18 protein-coding genes are annotated in these 21019 nt (G+C 64.4%); 7 read left to right on the top strand and 11 right to left on the bottom strand.

Annotated elements, in window-relative coordinates; all coding sequences use genetic code 11:
- Window positions 1-4 precede the first annotated feature (4 nt).
- Window positions 5-253 (bottom strand): DUF5703 family protein, encoded by a 249-nt coding sequence (locus GJB56_RS08315; protein WP_003946171.1) that lies wholly within the window; start codon window positions 251-253, stop codon window positions 5-7.
- On the bottom strand, window positions 253-1278 hold the full coding sequence (locus tag GJB56_RS08310; protein ID WP_113684311.1) for a hypothetical protein: 1026 nt from the start codon (window positions 1276-1278) through the stop codon (window positions 253-255). The genes GJB56_RS08315 and GJB56_RS08310 overlap by 1 nt, the downstream gene beginning before the upstream one ends.
- 183 nt (window positions 1279-1461) lie before the next feature.
- Between GJB56_RS08310 and GJB56_RS08305 the strand changes: the two genes are divergently transcribed.
- Window positions 1462-1884 carry a hypothetical protein gene (locus tag GJB56_RS08305; RefSeq protein ID WP_020969683.1) on the top strand — a complete coding sequence of 141 codons (423 nt, stop codon included), beginning with the start codon at window positions 1462-1464 and terminating at the stop codon, window positions 1882-1884.
- Here GJB56_RS08305 and GJB56_RS08300 read toward each other — a convergent pair.
- The 5 genes from GJB56_RS08300 to GJB56_RS08280 form a co-directional block, all read right to left on the bottom strand.
- Window positions 1865-2728 carry a heme ABC transporter ATP-binding protein gene (locus GJB56_RS08300; RefSeq protein WP_080910962.1) on the bottom strand — a complete coding sequence of 288 codons (864 nt, stop codon included), beginning with the start codon at window positions 2726-2728 and terminating at the stop codon, window positions 1865-1867. The two genes, GJB56_RS08305 and GJB56_RS08300, sit on opposite strands and share 20 nt — an antisense overlap.
- Window positions 2725-3822, bottom strand: coding sequence for a FecCD family ABC transporter permease (locus GJB56_RS08295; RefSeq protein WP_021344344.1), 1098 nt, complete (start codon window positions 3820-3822; stop codon window positions 2725-2727). The genes GJB56_RS08300 and GJB56_RS08295 overlap by 4 nt, the downstream gene beginning before the upstream one ends.
- A gap of 63 nt (window positions 3823-3885) precedes the next feature.
- Window positions 3886-4893, bottom strand: coding sequence for a heme/hemin ABC transporter substrate-binding protein (locus GJB56_RS08290; protein WP_019748542.1), 1008 nt, complete (start codon window positions 4891-4893; stop codon window positions 3886-3888).
- Window positions 4890-5576: a biliverdin-producing heme oxygenase gene (locus tag GJB56_RS08285; RefSeq protein WP_003946162.1), complete on the bottom strand. Its 687-nt coding sequence runs from the start codon at window positions 5574-5576 to the stop codon at window positions 4890-4892. The genes GJB56_RS08290 and GJB56_RS08285 overlap by 4 nt, the downstream gene beginning before the upstream one ends.
- 92 nt (window positions 5577-5668) lie before the next feature.
- Window positions 5669-6604, bottom strand: coding sequence for an aldo/keto reductase (locus tag GJB56_RS08280; RefSeq protein ID WP_003946175.1), 936 nt, complete (start codon window positions 6602-6604; stop codon window positions 5669-5671).
- A 228-nt stretch (window positions 6605-6832) separates the two neighbouring features.
- Between GJB56_RS08280 and GJB56_RS08275 the strand changes: the two genes are divergently transcribed.
- Genes GJB56_RS08275 through GJB56_RS08260 form a run of 4 tightly spaced genes read left to right on the top strand, consistent with a single transcriptional unit; the run spans window position 6833 to window position 9898 of the window.
- Window positions 6833-7678 (top strand): undecaprenyl-diphosphate phosphatase, encoded by an 846-nt coding sequence (locus tag GJB56_RS08275; RefSeq protein ID WP_019748539.1) that lies wholly within the window; start codon window positions 6833-6835, stop codon window positions 7676-7678.
- Window positions 7679-7736: 58 nt separating this feature from the next.
- The gene (locus GJB56_RS08270) at window positions 7737-8432 is read left to right on the top strand and encodes a histidine phosphatase family protein (RefSeq protein WP_019748538.1); all 696 of its coding nucleotides are present in this window, start codon (window positions 7737-7739) and stop codon (window positions 8430-8432) included.
- A 55-nt stretch (window positions 8433-8487) separates the two neighbouring features.
- On the top strand, window positions 8488-9087 hold the full coding sequence (locus tag GJB56_RS08265) for a DUF3090 domain-containing protein (RefSeq protein WP_019748537.1): 600 nt from the start codon (window positions 8488-8490) through the stop codon (window positions 9085-9087).
- A gap of 19 nt (window positions 9088-9106) precedes the next feature.
- A complete protein-coding gene (locus tag GJB56_RS08260) occupies window positions 9107-9898 on the top strand; it encodes an SCO1664 family protein (protein ID WP_020907822.1) in 792 nt (263 codons plus the stop codon).
- Here GJB56_RS08260 and GJB56_RS08255 read toward each other — a convergent pair.
- Entirely contained in the window at window positions 9895-10356 is a 462-nt protein-coding gene (locus GJB56_RS08255; RefSeq protein WP_003946187.1) for a MarR family winged helix-turn-helix transcriptional regulator, read from the bottom strand. The genes GJB56_RS08260 and GJB56_RS08255 overlap by 4 nt on opposite strands.
- 30 nt (window positions 10357-10386) lie before the next feature.
- Between GJB56_RS08255 and GJB56_RS08250 the strand changes: the two genes are divergently transcribed.
- The gene (locus tag GJB56_RS08250; protein WP_230091156.1) at window positions 10387-12576 is read left to right on the top strand and encodes an MMPL family transporter; all 2190 of its coding nucleotides are present in this window, start codon (window positions 10387-10389) and stop codon (window positions 12574-12576) included.
- 10 nt (window positions 12577-12586) lie between these two features.
- Window positions 12587-13828 carry a cysteine--1-D-myo-inosityl 2-amino-2-deoxy-alpha-D-glucopyranoside ligase gene (gene mshC, locus GJB56_RS08245; protein WP_047888142.1) on the top strand — a complete coding sequence of 414 codons (1242 nt, stop codon included), beginning with the start codon at window positions 12587-12589 and terminating at the stop codon, window positions 13826-13828.
- 57 nt (window positions 13829-13885) lie between these two features.
- Here mshC and GJB56_RS08240 read toward each other — a convergent pair whose 3' ends face one another.
- From GJB56_RS08240 to GJB56_RS08230, 3 genes are read right to left on the bottom strand one after another with little or no spacing between them, the layout of a single operon-like run.
- The gene (locus GJB56_RS08240; RefSeq protein ID WP_047888143.1) at window positions 13886-18061 is read right to left on the bottom strand and encodes a TIGR02680 family protein; all 4176 of its coding nucleotides are present in this window, start codon (window positions 18059-18061) and stop codon (window positions 13886-13888) included.
- Window positions 18058-19500, bottom strand: coding sequence for a TIGR02678 family protein (locus tag GJB56_RS08235; protein ID WP_113684314.1), 1443 nt, complete (start codon window positions 19498-19500; stop codon window positions 18058-18060). The genes GJB56_RS08240 and GJB56_RS08235 overlap by 4 nt, the downstream gene beginning before the upstream one ends.
- Window positions 19497-21002, bottom strand: coding sequence for a TIGR02677 family protein (locus GJB56_RS08230; protein ID WP_019748531.1), 1506 nt, complete (start codon window positions 21000-21002; stop codon window positions 19497-19499). The genes GJB56_RS08235 and GJB56_RS08230 overlap by 4 nt, the downstream gene beginning before the upstream one ends.
- Between the last annotated feature and the right edge of the window lie 17 nt (window positions 21003-21019).

Genomic DNA, 21019 nt, shown 5'->3' with positions numbered 1-21019 from the left:
ACGATCAGTGCTGAATGCCGTCCGGATCGGTCACGTGCAGCGGCGTCTTCTTTCGCTTGAGGAGCACGCGACGACTGCCGTCGGGGTAGAGACGGACTCGGGAGAGTTCCCACCCGCCGAACTCGGCGGAGATCGCCAGGCGCATCGACGCCGTGACCCGCGAAACGTTCGGCGGTAGCCGGAGCGGCACGTAGTCGAACTTGTCGTCCGACGTCTCCCACTGCGCGGGGATCCCGCGCGTACGCTTTTCCATCAGTTCTCCCGTGACGGGATGACCTGCAGCCCGTCACCGGTTGCCGATCCGACGATCAGATTGCCGTTGGAAGAGTCTACGGCCAACGAATTCGGCTGTCGCACCGTCTTGAACCGCCCGGTCTCCACGGGGATGCCGGACGACAGATCGAAGCCGACCACTTCGTTGGTCGCCGTCAGTGTCACCCACACCCGATCCGCGGTCTCGTCGTAGGCGACGGCGTAAGGCGATTCGCCGACGGGGTAGCGCTGGTGCATCAGGAGCGGATCGGCCGTGAAGACGAGCAGTTCGTTGCCGGTGGTGTCGGTGACAAGGATGCGTCCGAAGCGATCGGTGGCCAGATGAGTTGCGCCCTCACCGGCGCGAAGAGCGACGCCGAGTTTGCCGTCTTCGAGATTGATCGCCGTCAGCGAGGTCTGACGGTGATCGAGGGCGCTCAGGTTGTCGCCGGTCACCGCAAGTTCGTCGACGGATGCAAACCCCGAAACCGTCTGTGACTGATCGGTCTTCGGGTCGACGATGTGAACTGAACCATTGTCCGTGCCGATCGCGATGCGGCCGTCGGTCAGCTCAACCGCGGAGTTCGCCTGGCCGTCGACCGGTATGGACGTCTGTTCGCCCGATGTCAGATTCAGCTTCACTACCTGGCGATCCATCGCCAGCAGAGCGCTACCGTCGGAGCCGATCGAAACGTCGCGTACGTCTGAATCCAGAGCTATCGGACGACCTGCGGAGGCGGGGTCGGCGCCGGCCAAACTGTCCGAAGGAACGACCAGCACCGATTGTGGGTCGTTGGCAACCAGAACAGCGCTGCGCGTGATCGGGTCGAATGTGATGGAATCGATCAGACCTGAATACGGGTGAACCACGCCGTCCGGGGTGCTGGTGGTGGCCGGTGAGACCGCTGCCGTAGCGGGATCGATCGTGATGAGGTCGTCTCCGCCATCTCCGGAAGAACATCCTGTGACCAGCAGAACCGCCGCCCCCATTGCTGCTGCAGTGGTGCGGATCCCTAGGCGAGCCATGTGTAGTTCCTCTTTTTCTTGTCATCTGTTCTTCACGCAGTGCGACTGTCATCGATCATCCCTGATCGCAGTCGGGCGCCGTTCATCGCGTCGAGGAACTACCGACCATTCCGCTCACACCCTTGACGCGATACCGTACGAACAGCGGTTGCGGTTGACGCTGCAATCACCGAGGAGATCATTGTGATTCCCACAGAACCCACCGATTCCGGCGCACAGCCGCCCGAACCGGCGCGGCCGGGCTTCGAGATCGAGGACCTCACCGTCGGCGCTCATGCACACGGTTTCGGCAGGTCCGACGGTCGAACTTTCGCGTTCCGCGTACGCAAGAGCGTGCTGTTCGTCGAGGTTTACGGCGAATACTGCGAGCACAGTGTGCCGACCCCTTCGGACGTTGTCGCCACGGCGGAGCGATCGGTCACCGACATCGATCTGACCGACGAGCGAAGCATCGCCGGTGTGGTCCGCGACGCAGTTCTCTCGACCGAGACTGATTGGTCACATCCGGACGTCGGTGACGGCGTTCGTCAGGGCGAGGGTCGCAGCCTACCGACGGTGAGAGCAGTCCTGAACAGGCTGGGATCGATCATCGATTCTGTTCGGTGAATTCTCGGCGCGGGATAACCAGCGTTGCTCCGGTTGTCGGATGCGGGAACACCTCGACCGGATAACCGTAGACGCGGGTCAGAAGCTCTTCGTGTAGCACCGATTCCGGGGGACCGTCGGCGGCGATGCGTCCATTCTCGAGTACGACGATTCGGTCGGCATACGCCGCTGCCAACGCGAGATCGTGCAAAACGACGACGACGGCATCGCCGTCCGCAGCGCGAGCGCGCGCCACGGACATCACCGCTTCCTGGTGTCCGAGATCGAGTGCTGCAGTCGGCTCGTCCAGCAGGATGGTCGACGTTTCCTGTGCCAGTACCCGGGCAAGAGCGACCCGCGCCTGCTCGCCACCGGACAGCACGGCGAACGGCCGATTGGCGAACCCCTCGACATCGCAGGTCTTCATCGCCGCGGTGATAGCAGCGCCGTCGCGGTCTTCTCGGCGCGTTCCGGCCCATGGCGCACGTCCCATGCGAACGACCTGGCGAGCGCTAAACGAAAATCCGATCGTGTGTTTCTGGGGGAGAACCGCGCGTCGGCGCGCCATGTCGATCGGCGCCCACTGAGTGAGGTCGGTGCCTTCGACGTCCACCCGCCCAGCGATGACGGGCTGATCACCGGCCAACGCCGCAAGAAGAGTCGACTTACCGGCGCCGTTCGGTCCGACGAGGACGACGAGCTCGCCTGCCCGGACTTCGATGGATACGCCTTCGAGAATGTGTCGACCACCGCGTTCGACGGTGATGTCGCGCGCTTCGAGGGTGACATCACCGACGCCAGGGCTTTCCGGTTCGGGGGTGACGCGGCCGAACAGTTCGCGCCAGTTTCTTACGAGGCTGCTCATGCCCACCCGCCCTGTTGCGCGCGTGTTCGTCGGAGAAGCCAGAAGAAGAAGGGGCCGCCAACCAGAGCGGTCAGCATTCCGAGGGGCAGGTCTGCGTTGTCGATCAGCGACCGCGAGCCGAGATCTGCGACAAGCAGAACCAGTGCGCCGGCAAGGGCGCTCGCCGGAATCAGCGCGCGGTGGCCGGGGCCGACAAGAATGCGCATCAGGTGCGGAACGATCAGTCCGACGAAGAGGATGATGCCGGTGAAGGCAACACTCGCCGAGACCAGGAGAGCGACGATCAGAACCGCGAACTGGCGCAGCCGTTCGACGTTGACACCCAGGTGACGAGCTGCATGTTCACCGAGTGCGAGAAGGTCCAGACGTGGCGCGATCATGACCGTCGCGGCAATTCCGACAACGGTCATCGGCGCCACGATCATGACGGCATTCCACGACGCTCCGTTGAGTGAGCCGAGTTGCCAGAACACGATCTGATCGCGAGCGGACGGGCTGGCGACGAAGGTGAAGAACGCGATGAGTCCGCCGGCGAACGCATTGATCGCGACGCCGGTCAGCACCAATGTCACTACTTCGGTTCGGCCTTCGTGGCGCGCAAGCAGGTAGACCGCCGCGGTGGTGAACAGCCCGGCGACGAACGCTGCCGCAGCAACGGCCCAGCCGGCCACGAACGTGCCGCCGACGACGATGACAGCGCTCGCGCCAACTGCAGCGCCCGCGGACACTCCGATCACCCCGGGCTCCGCGAGTGGATTGGAGAACACACCCTGCAGGAGCGCACCGGAACATCCCAGCGCCGCGCCGACACAGATGGCGAGCACGACGCGGGGGAAGCGAACCTCCCACAAAGTCACTTCACCGCTGGGATGGGCGGGCATCGGACCGAGATCGATCCCGATGCGGTGCAGGATGCTGCCCAAAACCTCGAGAGGCGATGTCGGAACTTGACCGATGCACGCCGACAGCACTGCGGCGATCACCAGGGCGAGAGTCAAGCTGACCAGAACCGCACTCACCCGCGACCGCGACGCGGGGCCAGACGCCGATTTGTCGGCGCCCCCGACGTCATGTGAATCCTCGGCTGCGGACACAGACTTACCTGCTTCGGAACTACCTGTTTCTGTACTCACGAATCAGCACTCACAAATCTTTGCTCACGATCCACCGGGCTCGTAGATCGCTTCGGCGAGTGCCGCCATGACGCGTCCGGTGTTCGGCCCGAAGCTGAGCAGGACACCGTCCTCCATGTCGACTACTCGTTTGTTCTTTCCGGCCGGCGTCTGAGCGATGCCAGGGACCTTTTCGAGGCCGTCGATTCCGCCGATCGATGCCAATCCGTCCGTCATCATCAGCAGGGCGTCAGGCGCTGCGGCGATGAGCGCTTCGCTGGTGATGGGTACGAACTGTTGTGTGATGCCCGAGGCGGTACCCGCATCTGTGGCGCCGAGGGCCTCGATCAAGGAATCGGCACCCGAACCTTCACCGCCGATCATGGTGATGGCCGATCCGCGCATGTAGAGGAACGCGATCTTCAGTGGATCGCCGTCGTTGGGAACCAGATCGCGCGCAGCAGCGATCTCCGATTCGGTTCGATCGATCAGCGCTGCGCCCTGGGCCGGAACGCCGAGCGCGTCGGCGACTGCTTGGATCTGCCCCGGCACACCTTCGAGGGTTCGGGTCGGGTCGAAGAACACCACGGGAACACCGGCGGCGCGCAACTGATCCTGGACGCTCTTGGGCCCGATGCTCGTGTCAGTGAGAACCACGGTGGGATTCAAATCGAGGATGGCTTCGGTATTGAGCGATTGGCCGCCGACCGTGACAACCGGTACGTCCGCGACCGCGGGGAACTTGGCGGCGGTGTCGCGGCCGACAAGGTTGTCACCGAGACCGAGCGCCACCGTTGTCGTTGCGAGCGTCCCGTAGCGGTCGGCCGCAACGATCCGGCTGTTGTCGGTGATGGTCACGTCGACGCCGTCGAAGCTCTTCACCGTCACGGGCAGCGTTGCGGTCGGGTTGTCGGACACGGGAACCGGGCTGGAATCTTCGAGTACTGCGGTCCGGGCACCCTGAGATGTCGTGGAGTTGTCGCTGGATCCGCAAGCCACCAGACCGAAACCGGCTGCTGCGACCAGTGCCGCCGCGGCCAAGCGCTTCATCATTTGACGAGGTAGCTCTCGATGTCGCCTTCGAGGTCGGCGAACAGGTCACCGTTGAGGCGGTACGCCAGATTCACCTCGTCGATGAAACGCTGCTGTTCTTCGGCCGGAATTTGCAGCGCATCCAGATTCGAGCGGTAGTCGTCCTTGAAAGGCTTCGGCTTGGGGATGCCTTCGAAGATGTAGAAGCGAAGTCCGTCGGTCTCGAATCCGTAGGCGCGCTCGAGCATCCGGCGGATGATCTGTCCGCCCGAGAGGTCACCCATGTATCGCAGGTAGTGATGTGCGACGAAGCCGGCGGGCCAGTCGAACGCCACTTCCTTCAGGCGGGCGATGTAACGCTCGGTTGCCGGCAAGGCCACGAGTTCGTCGCGCCAGTTCGGTCCGCCGAGGAACTCGAGATCGGCTTCGAGCGAAGCCACCCGCAACAGATCCTCGGACAGGAACGGAGCGACCAACTCGTTGTCGGCGTGTGTGCGGCCGGCCTCTTCGAGGCTCGTGTAGACGAGGTACGTCTGTCCCAGAAGAGCGGCGTAGCCAGCCGTGGTCAGCTCACCGCCGAGAAGCGCGCCTACGAATCGGGACTGCTCCGTCTCGCGGTGTGCTGCGTCCGTCTCGGTCTTGATTCGTTCGGAGAAGGCGGGGCCTGCGTCTGCGGAAAGGCTGTCTACGTCGAGCGTGGTCATTGATTCTCCTGAGGCTGTAGTCAAGCGTTGCCTACTAGGTTAGCCTGCCCTCGCCAACACGATACCTTCGGTATTTCGATCAGCGGGACAGATCAAGCGCTCACATCGTCGAGAGCCGCGGCAATCGCTTTCGGAAGTTCCAATTCTTCGGTTGCCAGTACTCCTGTCAACTGGGCGAGATCCCGCGTGCCGACGACGGCGCTGGCCACCCCGGCGCGATCGCGCGCCCAGGCCAGTGCCACCGCCAGTGGGGAAGTACCCAGACCGTCGGCGGCGGTAACGACGGCGTCGACCACCCGGATCGAGGAATCGGTCAGATAGCTCTGTACATCTTGCGAATGTGCTTCGTCGGCGCCGCGGGAATCGACGGGAATGCCGTCGCGGTACTTGCCGGTCAGAACACCGCCCGCCAGGGGTACTGCGGCGAACACTCCGACGCCGTGGTGGGCCGCCGCTGCGAACAATTCTTCCTCGACGCCGCGCGCGAGCAACGAGTACTCGGCCTGCGTCGCGGCGAGTGTTGTTGCGCCACCGGCTCCGACGGCCGTCGCGAGCTGCCAGCCGAGGTAGCCGCGCACGCCCACATACCGCACCTTGCCGCTCGAGACCGCGTAGTCGAGGGTTGCTGCAACCTCGTCGACGGGCGTGAGCGGATCCCAGGTTGCGACCTGCCACATGTCGAGGAAGTCGGTTCCGAGTTCACGAAGAGTCGCGTCGAGCTGGCGGAGCAATCCGCGCCGCGAGCAGTCGACGCGGTCGGTGCCGATCGGAGTGGGATCGATGCCGGCGCTCGAGCTGATGATGAGTTCGTCACGTGGAACGACGTCGTCGAGCAACTCGGCGAGGATCCGTTGCGCCGCACCGGCGCCGTATGCGGGCGAGGTGTCGACCAAGGTTCCGCCGGCCTCGGCGAAGGCGAGCAGCTGCGCCGCAGCCTCGTCGCCGTCCGTGTCGCGTCCCCATGTCAGTGTGCCGAGCCCAAGTCGCGAGACCCGAAGTCCGCTCGTTCCGACAGATCTGTGCTTCATAACCGCCTGCATCTCGCGCCCGACTCGTGTGCGCAAGTGCGGCACCCGAGAGATCTCACCACGTGCAGACTAGTAGGCGCTCGCCTCGAGTCGGGGTATTCGGACACGGACGTGCCGGGCGCGGCGCGGCGTCGTGGGCCCCGGTAGCGTGGCGCCGGTGAAACGTGAACCCGACACACGAAACCTGTGTGCAGTAACCCCATTCGAATCAGCCGGGATCGGTGAGTGATGGGCGAAGCGATGACCTGGCTCCAGGCCGTGATCCTGGGCCTCGTGCAGGGATTGACCGAGTTCTTGCCCATCTCGTCTTCCGGACATTTGCGAATCGTGTCGGAGATATTCTTCGGCAGTGACGCCGGTGCGTCGTTCACCGCGGTGACGCAGCTCGGCACCGAACTAGCTGTGTTGATCTACTTCGCGCGCGACATCGTGAGGATCATCACTGCCTGGTTTCGGGGTGTGTTCAATGCCGAGCACCGGGGCGATCTCGATTACCGGATGGGCTGGTACGTCATCATCGGTACCATTCCGGTCGGCATCCTCGGGTTTCTGTTCAAAGACCAGATCCGTACCGGCGCACGCAATCTGTGGCTGATTGCCACGATGTTGATCGTGTTCGCGCTCGTCATCGCCGCTGCCGAGTACTACGGACGCAAGACGCGCCCGATCGAATCGCTCACAGCGCGCGACGGCATCATCATGGGTTCGGCTCAGGCGCTCGCGCTCATCCCGGGTGTCTCACGTTCGGGTGGCACGATCAGTGCCGGTCTTTTCCTCGGACTCACCCGTGAGGCCGCAGCTCGTTACTCGTTCCTGCTGGCGATCCCGGCGGTTCTCGCCTCCGGTTTGTTCAGCCTCCCGGATGCCTTCGAGCCGGCCGGTGAGGGTCTGAACGCGAGCGGTCCGCAGTTGCTGGTGGCAACCGTCATCGCCTTCGCGGTCGGTTACGCAGCGATCGCCTGGCTGCTTCGATTTGTTGTCGATCACTCCATGTACTGGTTCGTGGGATACAGAATCGCTCTCGGCGTAGTCGTCCTTGCGCTGCTGGCCACAGGGGTCGTGTCCGCGACATAGAGCCCGTTTCGACGTCGACCACCCGTCCGTGCGGCCACCGCCCCATTAGGGTTGTGGAATGACAGTTGTCCTACTGCGGCACGGGCGGTCGACGTCCAACACTGCCCATACCTTGGCCGGTCGAACGCCGGGTGTGGAACTCGACGACCACGGCCGGAAACAGGCCGAAGGCGTCGTCGATCGGCTGGTCGGTCTGGACATCGCGGAGATCGTCCGCTCGCCGCTGTTGCGGTGCGAGCAGACGGTCGGCCCCATTGCCGTCGACCGTGGTCTGACGCCGGTGGTCGAGGATCGCCTGATCGAGGTCGATTACGGCGACTGGACGGGTCGCCCGCTCAAGGAGCTGTTGGAAGAACCGCTCTGGAAAGTGGTGCAGCGCCACGCTTCCGGCGCAGTCTTTCCCGGCGGTGAAGGGCTGGCCCAGGTACAGGCGCGAGCCGTTGCCGCGATCCGAGAGCACGATGCACGGCTGGCCGAAGAACACGGCAAGGACGTCGTCTGGATCGCCTGCACACACGGTGACGTCATCAAATCGGTTCTCGCCGACGCGTTTGCGATGCACCTCGATTCGTTCCAGCGGATCGTCGCCGAGCCGGCCTCGGTCAGCGTGATTCGCTACACGGCCACACTGCCGTTCGTTCTTCGAGTCAACGACACCGGAGACGTTCTCGCAGCGATCAGTGCAGCGAAGACCGCGACCAACGGTTCGGCTCCCGCGCAGGAGTCCGTACCCGGCGGAGAGGTCGGTGCGTGAGCTGTGACGGATAATGGGTATTCAGTGATGTTCTGCTCGAACTCGAGGAGGTGCAATGTCGCGCGCGATTCACGTATTTCGCACTCCTGACCGATTTGTCGCAGGAACGGTGGGCGAGCCCGGTGACAGGTCTTTCTATCTCCAAGCCGTGCACGATTCACGGGTGGTGAGTGTGCTGCTCGAGAAGCAGCAGGTTCAGGTCCTCGCCGATCGCATGGGCCTTCTCCTCGAAGAGGTACATCGACGCTTCGGAACCGAGGTTCCGCCGCAGGCCGACGATGTCTCCGATCTCAGCCCGCTGGTCACACCGCTCGACGCGGAGTTCCGGGTCGGCACGATGGGGCTCGGTTGGGACGCCGATGCCGGTGCGGTCGTCGTGGAGTTGCTTGCCGTCAGCGAGACGGAGTTCGACGAATCGGTTGTCCTCGACGACGCCGACGACGGTCCGGACGCGGTCCGTGTGTTCCTGACCCCGGAACAAGCGCGCGAATTCTCGCTCCGATCCGAACGCGTCATCGCGGCGGGACGCGCGCCATGCCCTCTGTGTGGTGAGCCGCTGGCGCCCGAGGGGCACGTGTGCATCCGAACCAACGGATACCGGCGCGGCGAGTCCTTCGGTTTTGCGATCGACGACGCAGACGACGACGAGGTCTGACGTCGTGTCCGAACCTGGAATGCCGGACGTTCTGCTCGAGGGAGATCTGACCCTGATCGGCCAGATAACCACGGCAAGCAACGCCACGCTGGTGTGCGAGTCGACTCTGGGGGAGCAGTCCACCCGTGTGGTCTACAAACCGGTGCGGGGTGAACGCCCACTGTGGGATTTCCCGGACGGCACTCTGGCCGGGCGTGAGGTTGCGTCGTACCGCGTGTCCGAGGCGCTGGGCTGGGGAGTGATTCCGCGAACAGTGTTGCGGGACGGCCCTTTCGGGACAGGCATGGTGCAGCGCTGGATTGACACCGTCGATCGCCGCGCGGATGGATCTGGCGGACTCGAGATGGTCGACCTGTGCAGTCCCGGCAATGTTCCGCCAGGGTGGTTCGAGGTCCTGCAGGCCTTCGACTCGGAGGGCGAACCAGTCTCTCTGATCCATGCGGACGATCCACGGCTGCAGCGAATGGCCGTTCTGGACGTCCTCATCAACAACGCCGACCGCAAAGGTGGTCACGCCCTCGAAGGCGTCGACGGCTCGGTGTACGGCGTTGATCACGGAATCTGTCTTCACTCGGAGAACAAGCTGCGGACTGTGTTGTGGGGGTGGGCGGGGCAGCCCGTACCCGGTGCTTTGATCGCCGACGTCGCCGAATTCGCGACAACTCTCGATGGAGATCTCGGGGACGAGTTGTCCGAACTGATCACCGAAGAGGAAATCGTGGCCTTGGCGGTCCGGGCGATGCAGTTCGCCGAGTCCGCGGTAATGCCCGAACCGAACGGCCATCGAACGATTCCCTGGCCGGCTTTCTAGTCTCGAGACGTTTCCTGCTGTTCGCGAGTTGCCGTCTTCAACCCGGGTGAGCGAACCAATCGCAGTAGTTGTTCGCGCAGCGCGGCGACGTCCCCGACGCCGACGGTCAACGCCGCATCTTCCTTCTCGAGCGTCAGTAGTCGCTCGTACGTCAGTCTTCCGGCGTCGGTTATCGCGATCACGCGCCGGCGCTCGTCCCGCGGATCGGTGTCACGCGTGACGTAACCCGCTCGTTCGAGACGGTCGATCGTGCGGCTCATCGTTTGATCGGTGACGCGGGCGTTCTTCGCGATGTCGCGTTGAGATGCCGCCCCACCGGCGATCGAGTGGAGCACGATCAGGCCCGCGTGCGTCATGTCCTGAGACCGCAGAACCTTCTCCCACGAGTGCTCTACCAGGCGCGCAGCGGTGGACAACAGCCGGCCGGTTGGCCAGTCGTCCAGGCCGTCGCTGCTCATGTTTTTGCCTTCCGTTTGCAATTACTCAGCATGCTGAACAAAATAGTCGGCAAGTCCTCTCTGCTGCCGATCCCTGGAGACCCAGTGAGCACACCAGTACAAAATCGTCCTGTTCGTCGCCTTCGATGGATTGTGCCAGCTCTCCTTGTGATCGGCTGGCTGGCAATCGGAGGATTCGGCGGCCCGTTCGCCGGAAAGCTCAGCACCGTGCAGCAGAACGACAACACGTCGTTCCTGCCGGCGTCGGCCGAAGCCACCGAGGTGGCAAAGCTTCAAGAGAGCTTCACGGACACCCGCTTCGTGCCGGCCATCGTCGTGGCGGAACGACCAGGTGGCCTCGAGCCCACCGACTCCACCTTCCTGTCCCAGACCGTCGATTCGTTTGTCGGTACCGAGGGATTCGGTGACGCGTCATCGCCGCCGATCCCGTCGGCCGACGGCCAGGCGTTGCAGATGTTCCTGCCGGTCGACAGCACCCTCGAGGTCAAGGACAGCGTGAAAGCGCTGCGCGCGGCGCTGGAGTCGAGCCCTGACGGACTGACAGTCAAGGTCACCGGCCCCGCTGGGCAGGTTGCGGATCTGTCGGCAGCATTCGCCGGTATCGACGGACTGCTGTTGTTGGTAGCCGGATCCGTCGTGATCCTGATCCTGATCATCGTCTACCGGAGTCCGATCCTGCCGTTCGTGGTGATCTTTTCGGCGATCTTCGCACTCGGATTGTCGAGCTTGCTCGTGTATCTGCTCGCCGACGCGGACGTCATCGCACTGAACGGTCAGAGCCAGGGCATCCTGTTCATCCTCGTGTTCGGTGCCGCCACCGACTACGCGCTGCTTCTGGTCTCTCGCTACCGGGAAGAATTGCGGATCGAGAAGGACAAGTACGCAGCAATGCGGACTGCGTGGCGCGCGACGCTCGAACCCGTCGCGGCATCTGCCGGAACGGTCATCGCGGGCGTTCTGTGCCTGTTGCTCTCCGACCTGAACTCGAACCGCGGACTCGGTCCGGTGGCCGCCATCGGTATCGCCGCGTCCTTCCTCGCATCGATGACGTTCCTACCCGCTGTCCTCGTTCTGTTCGGGCGGACTGCGTACTGGCCGACCAAGCCGAAGTTCGACGCCGACCGCGAGCACCACGACGAGGCGAACGATCACCGGTTCTGGGCCGGGCTCGCTGCTCGAATCGGACGGCACCCGCGCCGCTTCTGGGTGGCGTCGACGCTGGTGCTTGTGATCTTCGCGCTGATGATCCCGCAGTTCAAAGCCAGCGGTGTCTCTTCGTCCGACATCTTCTTGCTCGACGTCGATTCGGTTGCAGGCCAGGAGATTCTCGGCGAGCACTTCGACGCGGGTTCGGGTTCCCCGGCCGTGGTCATCGCGAATGCTGATCAGGTGGACGCCGTCGCGGCAGCCAGTCGCGTGGAGGGCGTCAGCGACGTAAGCGTCGTGCAGAACGGGGGAGCCCCACTGGTTGTCGACGGACGAGTCTCCCTGCAGGCGACGTTGACTGACGCTGCCGACTCACTCGAGGCCGAAGACACCATCGTGCGACTACGTGATGCAGTTCACTCCGTGGACGGCGCCGACGCGTTGGTCGGTGGCGTCACTGCGACCGACCTCGACACGAAGACCACCTCGACACGGGACCGGACACTCATCATTCCCGTGGTGATCATCGTGGTGTTCGTGATTCTCTCCCTGTTGCTGCGTTCGCTTCTCGCACCGCTGCTTCTCATGGGCACCGTTGTGCTCTCGTTTGCTGCGACACTGGGCATTTCGTCGCTGGTGTTCGACCACGTCTTCGGGTTCCCCGGCGCGGATCCAGTGGTCCCGCTGTTTGCGTTCGTGTTCCTCGTGGCTCTGGGAATCGACTACAACATCTTCCTCATGACGAGGGTGCGTGAGGAAGCGCTGAAGATCGGCACTCGGGCGGGTGCGCTGCGGGGACTCACCGTGACCGGCGGGGTGATCACGTCTGCCGGAGTTGTTCTGGCAGCAACCTTCTCGGCGTTGGCGGTGATCCCGCTGTTGTTCCTCGCGCAGATCGCGTTCATCGTGGCGTTCGGTGTCCTGCTCGACGCTCTGATCGTCCGATCCTTGCTGGTCCCGGCCCTGACCTACGACATCGGTCAGAAGATCTGGTGGCCGAGCAAGCTCGCGTCGATGCCCGAACCGGAGCAGGATCAGCCAGCACCTTCCCAGCCTCAGAGCAGTCTCCACTAGGCTCGGCAGCATGCAGTCTTGGTCCGATACCGCACTCCCGTCCGTTCCCGGTCAGGGGCCGCCGTTGCGGCTGTACGACACAGCCGACCGTCAGGTTCGCCCCGTCACCCCGGGCAAGAAAGCGACGATGTACGTCTGCGGCATCACCCCGTACGACGCCACCCACCTCGGTCACGCGGCCACCTACCTCACGTTCGACCTCGTGAACCGCATCTGGCGCGACGCCGGACACGACGTCCATTACGTCCAGAACGTGACCGACGTGGACGACCCGCTGTTCGAGCGCGCCAATCGCGACGGCGAGGACTGGATCGTCCTCGGCATGCGTGAGACCGCGCTCTTCCGGGAGGACATGGAAGCGCTGCGCGTGCTTCCGCCGAAGGACTACATCGGCGCCGTCGAATCGGTGAACGAAGTAGTCGAGTTGGTGGAGAAATTCGTGGCGTCCGGCGCCGCGTACATCGTCGACGACGCGGAGTTCCCCGACGTCTACTTCCGCGCCGACGCGACCGAGCAGTTCGGCTACGAGTCGGGCTACGACCGCGCGACGATGGAGAAGTTCTTTGCCGAACGTGGCGGAGATCCCGATCGCGTCGGAAAGCGCAATCCGCTCGACGCACTCGTCTGGCGGGCGGAGCGTGCGGGCGAGCCTTCTTGGCCGTCGCCCTTCGGACCGGGACGCCCCGGTTGGCACATCGAGTGCGCGGCCATTGCGCTCAACCGCATCGGCTCCGGCTTCGACGTCCAGGGCGGTGGCAGCGACCTGATCTTCCCGCACCACGAGTTCTCGGCAGCACATGCCGAATCGGCAACGGGTGATCGCCGTTTCGCGCGGCACTACGTGCACACCGGCATGATCGGCCTCGACGGCGAGAAGATGTCGAAGAGTCGCGGAAACCTCGTCTTCGTCTCGAAACTGCGCGGTGAAGGGGTCGATCCCGCAGCAATTCGTCTCGGATTGCTCTCCGGCCACTACCGCCAGGATCGCGCGTGGACCGATCAGGTCCTCGAGGATGCTCAGTCGCGTCTGAAGGTATGGCGCGAGGCAGCGGCTCTCGATTCCGCGCCGTCAGCCACCGACACTGTTGCGCGTTTGCGTCAGCATTTGGCCGACGATCTCGACACTCCGAAGGCGCTCGACGCGCTCGACGGTTGGGCACGCCGCGCCATCGAGGGCGGCGGATCCGACACGCAGGCACCCGGCGAGTTCGCCGATGCCGTCGACGCCCTACTGGGTATTTCGCTTCGCTGAATCCCTGCTGTGCGCCTTTATTAACCCCGGGCGGTTAATAAAGGCGCACAGCAGTTTCTAGGCGTAGTCCAACGCACCTTCGGCTGGTGTCGGCACCCGGCGCCGTAGCGGCGAGCCCAATGCCCGCGCCAGATCCGTTCCGTCGTGCTCGGCGAGCAGCTCACCGTTCGACCACACCAGCAGCGCGGCGCTGACAGCTTGTTCGGCCGTGGAGTGCGCGAGGTCGTAGTGCGCACAGCCGGGGACGTCTGCGTACGTGATCCACAGGTCGTAGCCGGTCATGAAGAGATCCAGGTCGAACTGAACGCTCAAGCCGAGCAGCTCGCTGCGTCCGTTGTCGTCGACACCGGCGAAGGCCTCGTCCAGTGCCAGCAGACGTGGGGCGTGCGGGTCGGCCGAGTCCAACATGACGTGCGCCGCGGCGAACAAAGGAAGGTGCAGCGAAACCGACTGCTCGCCACCGGACAGTGCGCTGTGCCGCGCGACGGTAAGGCGGTCTTCCTTGCCCTCACCGCTGATGAGGGTGAACGAGAACACGCGCCACTGCCTGTAGTCGAGCGCCGAGGACAGGATTTCCGGGTACGAGCGTTCGGGGTGCGCCGCGCGGGCGGTACGGATCTGGGTCGCGAAATGAGCTCGCAGAGTAGCCAGTTCATCGACGCCGAGGGCCGACGCGTCTCGATCCAGCAGCTTGGAGATCGCCCGCGAGCTGTCGTCGAGGTTGTCGGCGAGCACCCAGTGAACGCCGATGGTGTTGCCCGAGGACATCCGACGCTCACGCATCTCCGTGCCCATCTGTGCGATCAACACGCGTGCATCGACCGTGCGCTCGTGGATCTGCTGAGCCAATCCGGTCAGCAGGGCATCTTCGAGAATGCGACGCTCGGATTCGGTGAGCAACTGCTCCTGATCGCCACGAGCATCGTGGATCCGCGTTGCGAATTCACCGATCGACGAATAGCCCTGATCGTCCTGCACTCGTACGACGGTCAGTCCGTCCGGTGCATCCCACTGCAGGCGGTAGTCCTGTCCGGCCGCTGCGAGTTGGGCGTCGAAGTCCTGCAACGCCGAGGTCAGTGCCGTGCGGGTTGCCTTGCGGGCTCCGTCGGTGACGCGTACCGCCGAGGTCGCAGCCTCGAGCGCTCGGTACAACTTGTCGACGTCTTCGGGGAGGACGGGCGGGTGGGCCGCGTCCTCGCTGCGGTCTTCGTTCTGGATGCGGTAGACCAACTGATCGGGGCTCATCCACGCCGCTGAACTTGCCGGCCAGCTCAGATGTTCCTTGACGCCCAACAACTCGAGAAGGTCCGGGCGAGCATAGGGTGCGAGTCGCTCTGCATCACTGCGGGTTTCGGTCAGGGTGTGGCGCAACGTCTCGACGGCGGTGTTGTACGCACCCTCTGCCGTGCCGATCTGGAGTACCGCAGCGTCGTACGCCTTTCGCGCAGCACGCTGTTCGACCTTGCATTCTTCGATCTTCGCGCGGGCTTTTGCCAGGTCGAGGTCGATCTGCTCGGCGCTGGCCCCGAGGGTGTCGCGCAGTGTCTCGAGGCGCTGGACCTGCTGAAGCAGACTCTCCTCGGCGATGGCGGCTTCCTCGGCGAATTCCTCCGCATTGGCGCGTGATTCGTCGAGACGGTCGCGAGACTCGCGTTCGAGTTCGACTTCCTTGGCATGTTCGCGTCGGCAGCGCAGCGCCAGTTCGCCCTGCTTCTCGAAATGACGGATCGCCGCCGCGAGGGAGTCGAGTTCACGGCCGATATGCGGGGTCCGGTGCTGCGACGCCGTCGCCCGGAGTTGCTTTTCCTTCGCCGCGAGATCGGCGATCGCCGCATCGAGTTCGCGTTGCGCTGTTTCCGTGGCCTCCGAGCGAGTGCGGAGTGCACCGGCGGATTCGGTGACAGTTTTGAGTGCGCGGAGGATCGACCCTGTCTTCGGCAATTCCTTTGCCGCAGAGTTGATTCGGCTCAGCTGCTCGTTGGTCTGCGTCACCAGTGCCTTGGCTGCATCGACTGCCGCGGCAAGTTCTTCCAGAGCCGCGTCGATCTCGGTGATCCGAGCTTCGCGTCGACGCGCCCGCGCTGTCGTGCCGATGTACTCGGCGTCGGCCTTGACGTGCCGGCCACGCGCGACGCCCTGCCAGAAGCGCCCGTCGACGCCGATCGCGACGCTGGCATCGGAGTCGCCCGGTGCCTCGACGAGACTGATCGACGCGAGAATGTCCTGTACCCGAGCGTCGGGTACGTCGGCATTGCCTTCGACCTCGAGGACGTCGGCCAGCGTTCGTCCCTTCGGGCGCTGCTTGACCGGCAGAGCGGTCAGGAACTGCTCACTGACGTGATCGGGAATCGTTTCGTCGGGGCAGACCCAGCCGTCCAGCAGATTTGCCGCCTGGAGTGCGGATTCGATTCCCGTAGCCACGTCTGGTTCGACTGAATCGGCGAAGCGCACCAGCTGCCACAGCGGTGCCCCACCCAGATCACTGCGGTTGTCGGTCCGTGCGTGGAAGGCCGGCGGAGCATCGTCGTGTTCCGCCGAGACGGCCTTGCGCTCGGATTTCAGAGCTGCGATGGAGGCGTGTGATGCAGATATTTCAGCTTCGGCCTCACGACGTCGCTCGCGCAGCGTCTCGGTGCCTGCCTCGGTGTGCTCGGTGAGAACTGCGGACAGCGCCGGAGCGTCCTCGTCGCCGACCTCGGCGAGCGCCGCGTCGAGAGCCTCGAACAGCGAGGTGTCGGCGCCGACAGCCGAAAACAGGGAGGAGTGATCGGTCCACCACGCGCGCAGCCCACTGGCGCACTGACTGCGTGCGAGTTCCACGGCAGCTTCGCCTTCGAGCACAGCGGCCTTGGACGCTTCGAGCAGCTCTTGTCCACGGCGCGAGCTGTTTTCGGCCCGGGTTCGTTCGGTAGCGGCCTTCTCGACGGTCGCGAGCGCAGTGCGGACTACGCGTACGTCGCCGTCACGCTCCTCGGCATGGCCACGCACTGCTGCGGTGATCTGGTCGCTGCGTGAGCCGTCGGGCAGGGGAGTCCAGACGATGCCGGCGTCCTCGGCGGCTGCCTGCAGTTCGTCCTCGGCACGTGAGAGTGCCTCGGCTGCACGCTTGACCGACGATGCAGCCTTGTCGGCTTCGTCGCCGCGCTGCGCGAGTGCAGCCTGCGCCTTCCTCGACTTGTCTGCCTGTTGCTCGGTCGAGAGCTTGAGCGTCGAAACGGCCTGAGCGAGATCGTCGAGTTGCTGTTTGCCTTCGTAGGCGCTCGAGCGTTGCAACGCCTCGACATTGGCGCGCGCGTTCTCGAGTGCCTGCTCGGCCTGGTTGAAGCGCTCCTCGGCTGCTGCCCGGGCTTCACGGCTGCGGGTCTGGGCGAGCGACGACTCGTCCATGGCGGCAACGCCTCTGGTGACTGCTGCGAGGCGGGTGCTGACCTGTTCGATCTCTCCGCGCGACTGCTGACGCAGGTACTTGGTGTAGACGCCGATGAAACTCTGCGCTGCCTGATCGGCGGCTGCGAGCCCCTCGAGCGCGCGGCCGACCTCTTCCATATCGCTGAACGAACGTGCAGCTTCGAGGACGAGTTGGTCGTCGAGTGGACGGAGGCCGTCGGTGAGCGCTTGCGAAAGGCCCTTCGGATCAAGGTTCTTCGCGAGCTGGGGACGGCGAAGCGTGAGAATGAGATTGATCAGCTGGTCGTAGCGCTGCACTCCGAGACCGAACATTCGCGCGTCGATCGCGGTGCGGTAGTCGAGGGGACGGTCGGTGATGGAATCGCTGCCGAGTTGTTCGGCCAACTGCTTCTTGGTGAGAGGACGATCGTCGTTGCCGATCAGCGAGAAGTCGACTCCGACGCGGCCGTCGGCGACGAAGTACCAGCGGGTGACCTTGTCGTTGGTGCGGGTTGCCCGCATGCCGATTCCCACGGTCACCGACTCGGGATCTTCGAGGGAGCCGCGGCAGAACTCCATCCACACGTAGGAGTGCGCGCTGTCCTGGCCCCGGTAGAGAAGGTTGGACTTCATCGTGCGCTCTTCACCGGCGAAGGGGTTGAGGCGCCGCGGTTCGATGCGGCCGTCGAAAACGAACGGGAACAAGACCTCGAGGGCCTTGGTCTTACCGGATCCGTTTGGCCCTCGTAGGACCAGTCGACCGTCGGCGAACGAGAACTCCTGGTCTCGGTAATCCCAGAGGTTGATGATTCCAGCCCGAGTAGGTCGGAAGCGGGCGTTGCTCATACGTTCTCTACCTCTGATAGTTCGCCGTTGGTGGAAGATTCGGGGCCGAATTCGTCGACCGGATCCGGTGCGGAGTTGTCTACCGCGAAGTCGATCTGAGGATCGCGTTCGCGTACGGAGACCACGACGTCGCGGTACCGGGCAAGGACGGGCAACACCAGTACGCCGCCGTCGACCGCATGCGTCAGGCGCAGACGTTGCAGCAACCCGAGCGCCTGCTTGCGCAGCCCGTTGTGATCGGCCTGCCATTGCGCTGCAAACGTGCGACCGAACTGGTCCACCAACTCGGTGACCTTGTCGGCGAGCCAGTCGTCGTCGATCATCGGGTACGTGACGGGTTCCGGGGGCTCGGCCGGTTCGCCGGCGGGCAGCACGAAATCGTCGTCCTCGTCGGCGAGGTCCTCGAAGATCCCGGCCTCGGGGATGGCGGCATCGAGTTGTTCGATCAGGTGATCGTCCGACACGTGCGGGATCGGAAGTTTCGGCAGCTCCGGAGCGTCGACGTCGAGTACGCGGTCGGCAATCTCGCCGGCGAGGAGTAGCGCTACCTGGGCGATCGTTCCAGTGCTCGGGAAGCGGACGTCGGAGAGGCGACCGGTGGGATCGATCATCGCGATTCCCTCGGCGCGACGCTCGGCCACCAACCCCGTCAGTAGTTCGACTTCCGACGCGGTCTTGGGCTGCGCCAAGGCGATCAATTCGTGCTGATCGAGTTCACCGGCCAGTACGACCGGCCGCTCGACGAGAGCCCGACGCACTCGGCGTCCGATCTCTTTCGCGTCCACGGGAATTCCGTCGTCCTCGGCAGCGCTCGAGGTGTCGGCGGCCAGGAGTCCGCGGATGGAGTGGAGGTGCTGCAGGGCGCGCGGCGGACGGAACAGGGCTACGACGACGGAACGGTCGATGTCGTAGAGCGCTTCTCCCGCTTCGGGATTGGACGCCCAGCCGTTTGCGTCACCGTCGGCGAGGGCGATGGCGCCTCTGACGCCGAGCCAGCCCACTGCGTCGACGAAGGCGTCGCGGTCCGACGCACGATCGGTGGAGAGTTCGACGCCGTCGACTTGTGCAGCATCGGCCGCGACGTGATCCGCCAACTCCGACAACGTGATCTGGTTCCCGGCGCGGCCCAACGCGGCCAGGCACAATGCCAGGTAGGCGTAACGGGTGCGATCGAAGGTTCGCTCGGAGGCAGTTCGGGCCGGTGCCGACGGGTTGAGTCGATCCGACACCGTGAACAGGCGCGCGGTGGTCTCCGTCACCTCGAGGCGATAGCCGAACAGTTCGAGTAGGTCGTCACGCAGCTCGGTGGCCCAACGGCGCAAGAGCGGCAACGCAATTCGATCCGGGTACGTCGAGGTGATCAGGTGGTTGGACAGGATCACCCGCGCCGCGCGTTGATACGAGTCGAGGGCAAGGGGCGTGATCTCGCGAGCTCTCATCGAACACTGACCTCGATGCCGTCGAGGTGCATACGCCCGCGGGCGGTCTTGATGGTGGTCGAACCGTCCGAGGGACTGAGCGTCAGCTTCACCCCGTTCTCACTACCGGTGGAACTCTTGACGCGTCCCACCACCGGAACACGCGCGGTCAGTGCTGCATTGAGCAGACTCAGCAAAACTTCGGTCTCCTGCTCGTTGAGTTCACGCTGATAGACGCCGTTCGACGCGAGTGATTGCGCCGCGGCGCTGCGCGTACGTTGCGCTGCCAACTGCTCTTCGCGTAGGCGGCGGATGCTGCCGTCGTTGCGGGCGACCTTGCTCGGCAATCCTGGTGAGGGCGGGCGGCCGGTTTCGGCGAGTGTTCGCGCGATCTCGACCGGCGGTGCCTCCCACCACGAACGTGAGTGAGAAATGATGTCGGCGTCCGGATGCACCATCGAGAGGTGGCGTGGACGGCCGAGGTCGAACACTGCCTGGAACAGAGCATGAGCTGCGTCTTCGGACGGCGTGGCGGCGAACCAGCCGGCGAGGTGCCGGAGCTGGCTCTCGCGGCTGACGCCGCCGCGACGGGTTTCCGTGACGCGGCGAAGGAGCGCCAGAACCGCGGCGATCGCGCTCATCGTGCCCTCACGTAGACGCTCGGACTCGCTGATCCCCGATTCCGCGGAGACGAACCAGGCGGTCAATCCTCGCCAACGCGCAGCCCAGTCGTCTTCGCGTTCGGTGATCGGGACGAACACCCGTTCGTCACTGGCGGCGGCGAGGCGGATCATGCGATCGACCCCGGTGGATTCGACGTGCTCGATCGCTTCCTTGAGCTTGGGGGCGTAGCGCGCCAGATCGGAGCTGAACTCCCGCATATGCGTGAGCAGAGCGTCCTTGTGCGTGAGGAAAGCCTGCGGAGTGATCTCCGTGGTCCGTACGAGGTCCCCGAGGGTCAGATAGAAGTGCGCGGCTCGATCGGCCATGTCGGAGAGCGTCGAGTCGAGGCGCTTGAGCTTGCGGAAGATCAGGTCGCCGTCGGAGCTTCGGTTGGCCTCGGCGAGTTCGGACATATCTGCGAGCAGGTCCGGCAGAGCGAGGCGCGAGAGCGAGGCCGAGTCCAGGCGTGCGGCGAGAACGTCTTCGACTGATCGATAGACCTGGTATCCAGCCTGACCGAACTGGTAGACGAAGTGGCGATTGCGGTACTCGGCCAGCGTGGCCGCGCGGGTTCCGTCGTAGCTGCGCTCGAGGATCTCCCACACATGGAGCTGATCCAACAGGGGAGTGACCTCTGCTGCCGACAGATCGGCCGCCGGATCCGATCCACCGATCTTCTCGAGGATTTGCGCGACGGCTCCGGCATGCAGCAGGACGGTGTAGTTGGCGCGAGCATGGTCGAAGGCACGAAGTACCCAGAGGTACTCGGCCCGTTTTTCCGCGATCGTGAACGAAAACAGCTTCAGTCGATTGGTGTCGGCGTACGCGGCGTAATCGGGCGCACTCGTTTCTTCCACCATGACAGGGTAGGCGAGAG

It is taken from the genome of Rhodococcus sp. AQ5-07 (genome assembly GCF_009707305.1).
Taxonomy (GTDB): Bacteria; Actinomycetota; Actinomycetes; order Mycobacteriales; family Mycobacteriaceae; genus Rhodococcus_F; species Rhodococcus_F erythropolis.
This window is presented reverse-complemented; position numbering and strand designations above follow the sequence as displayed.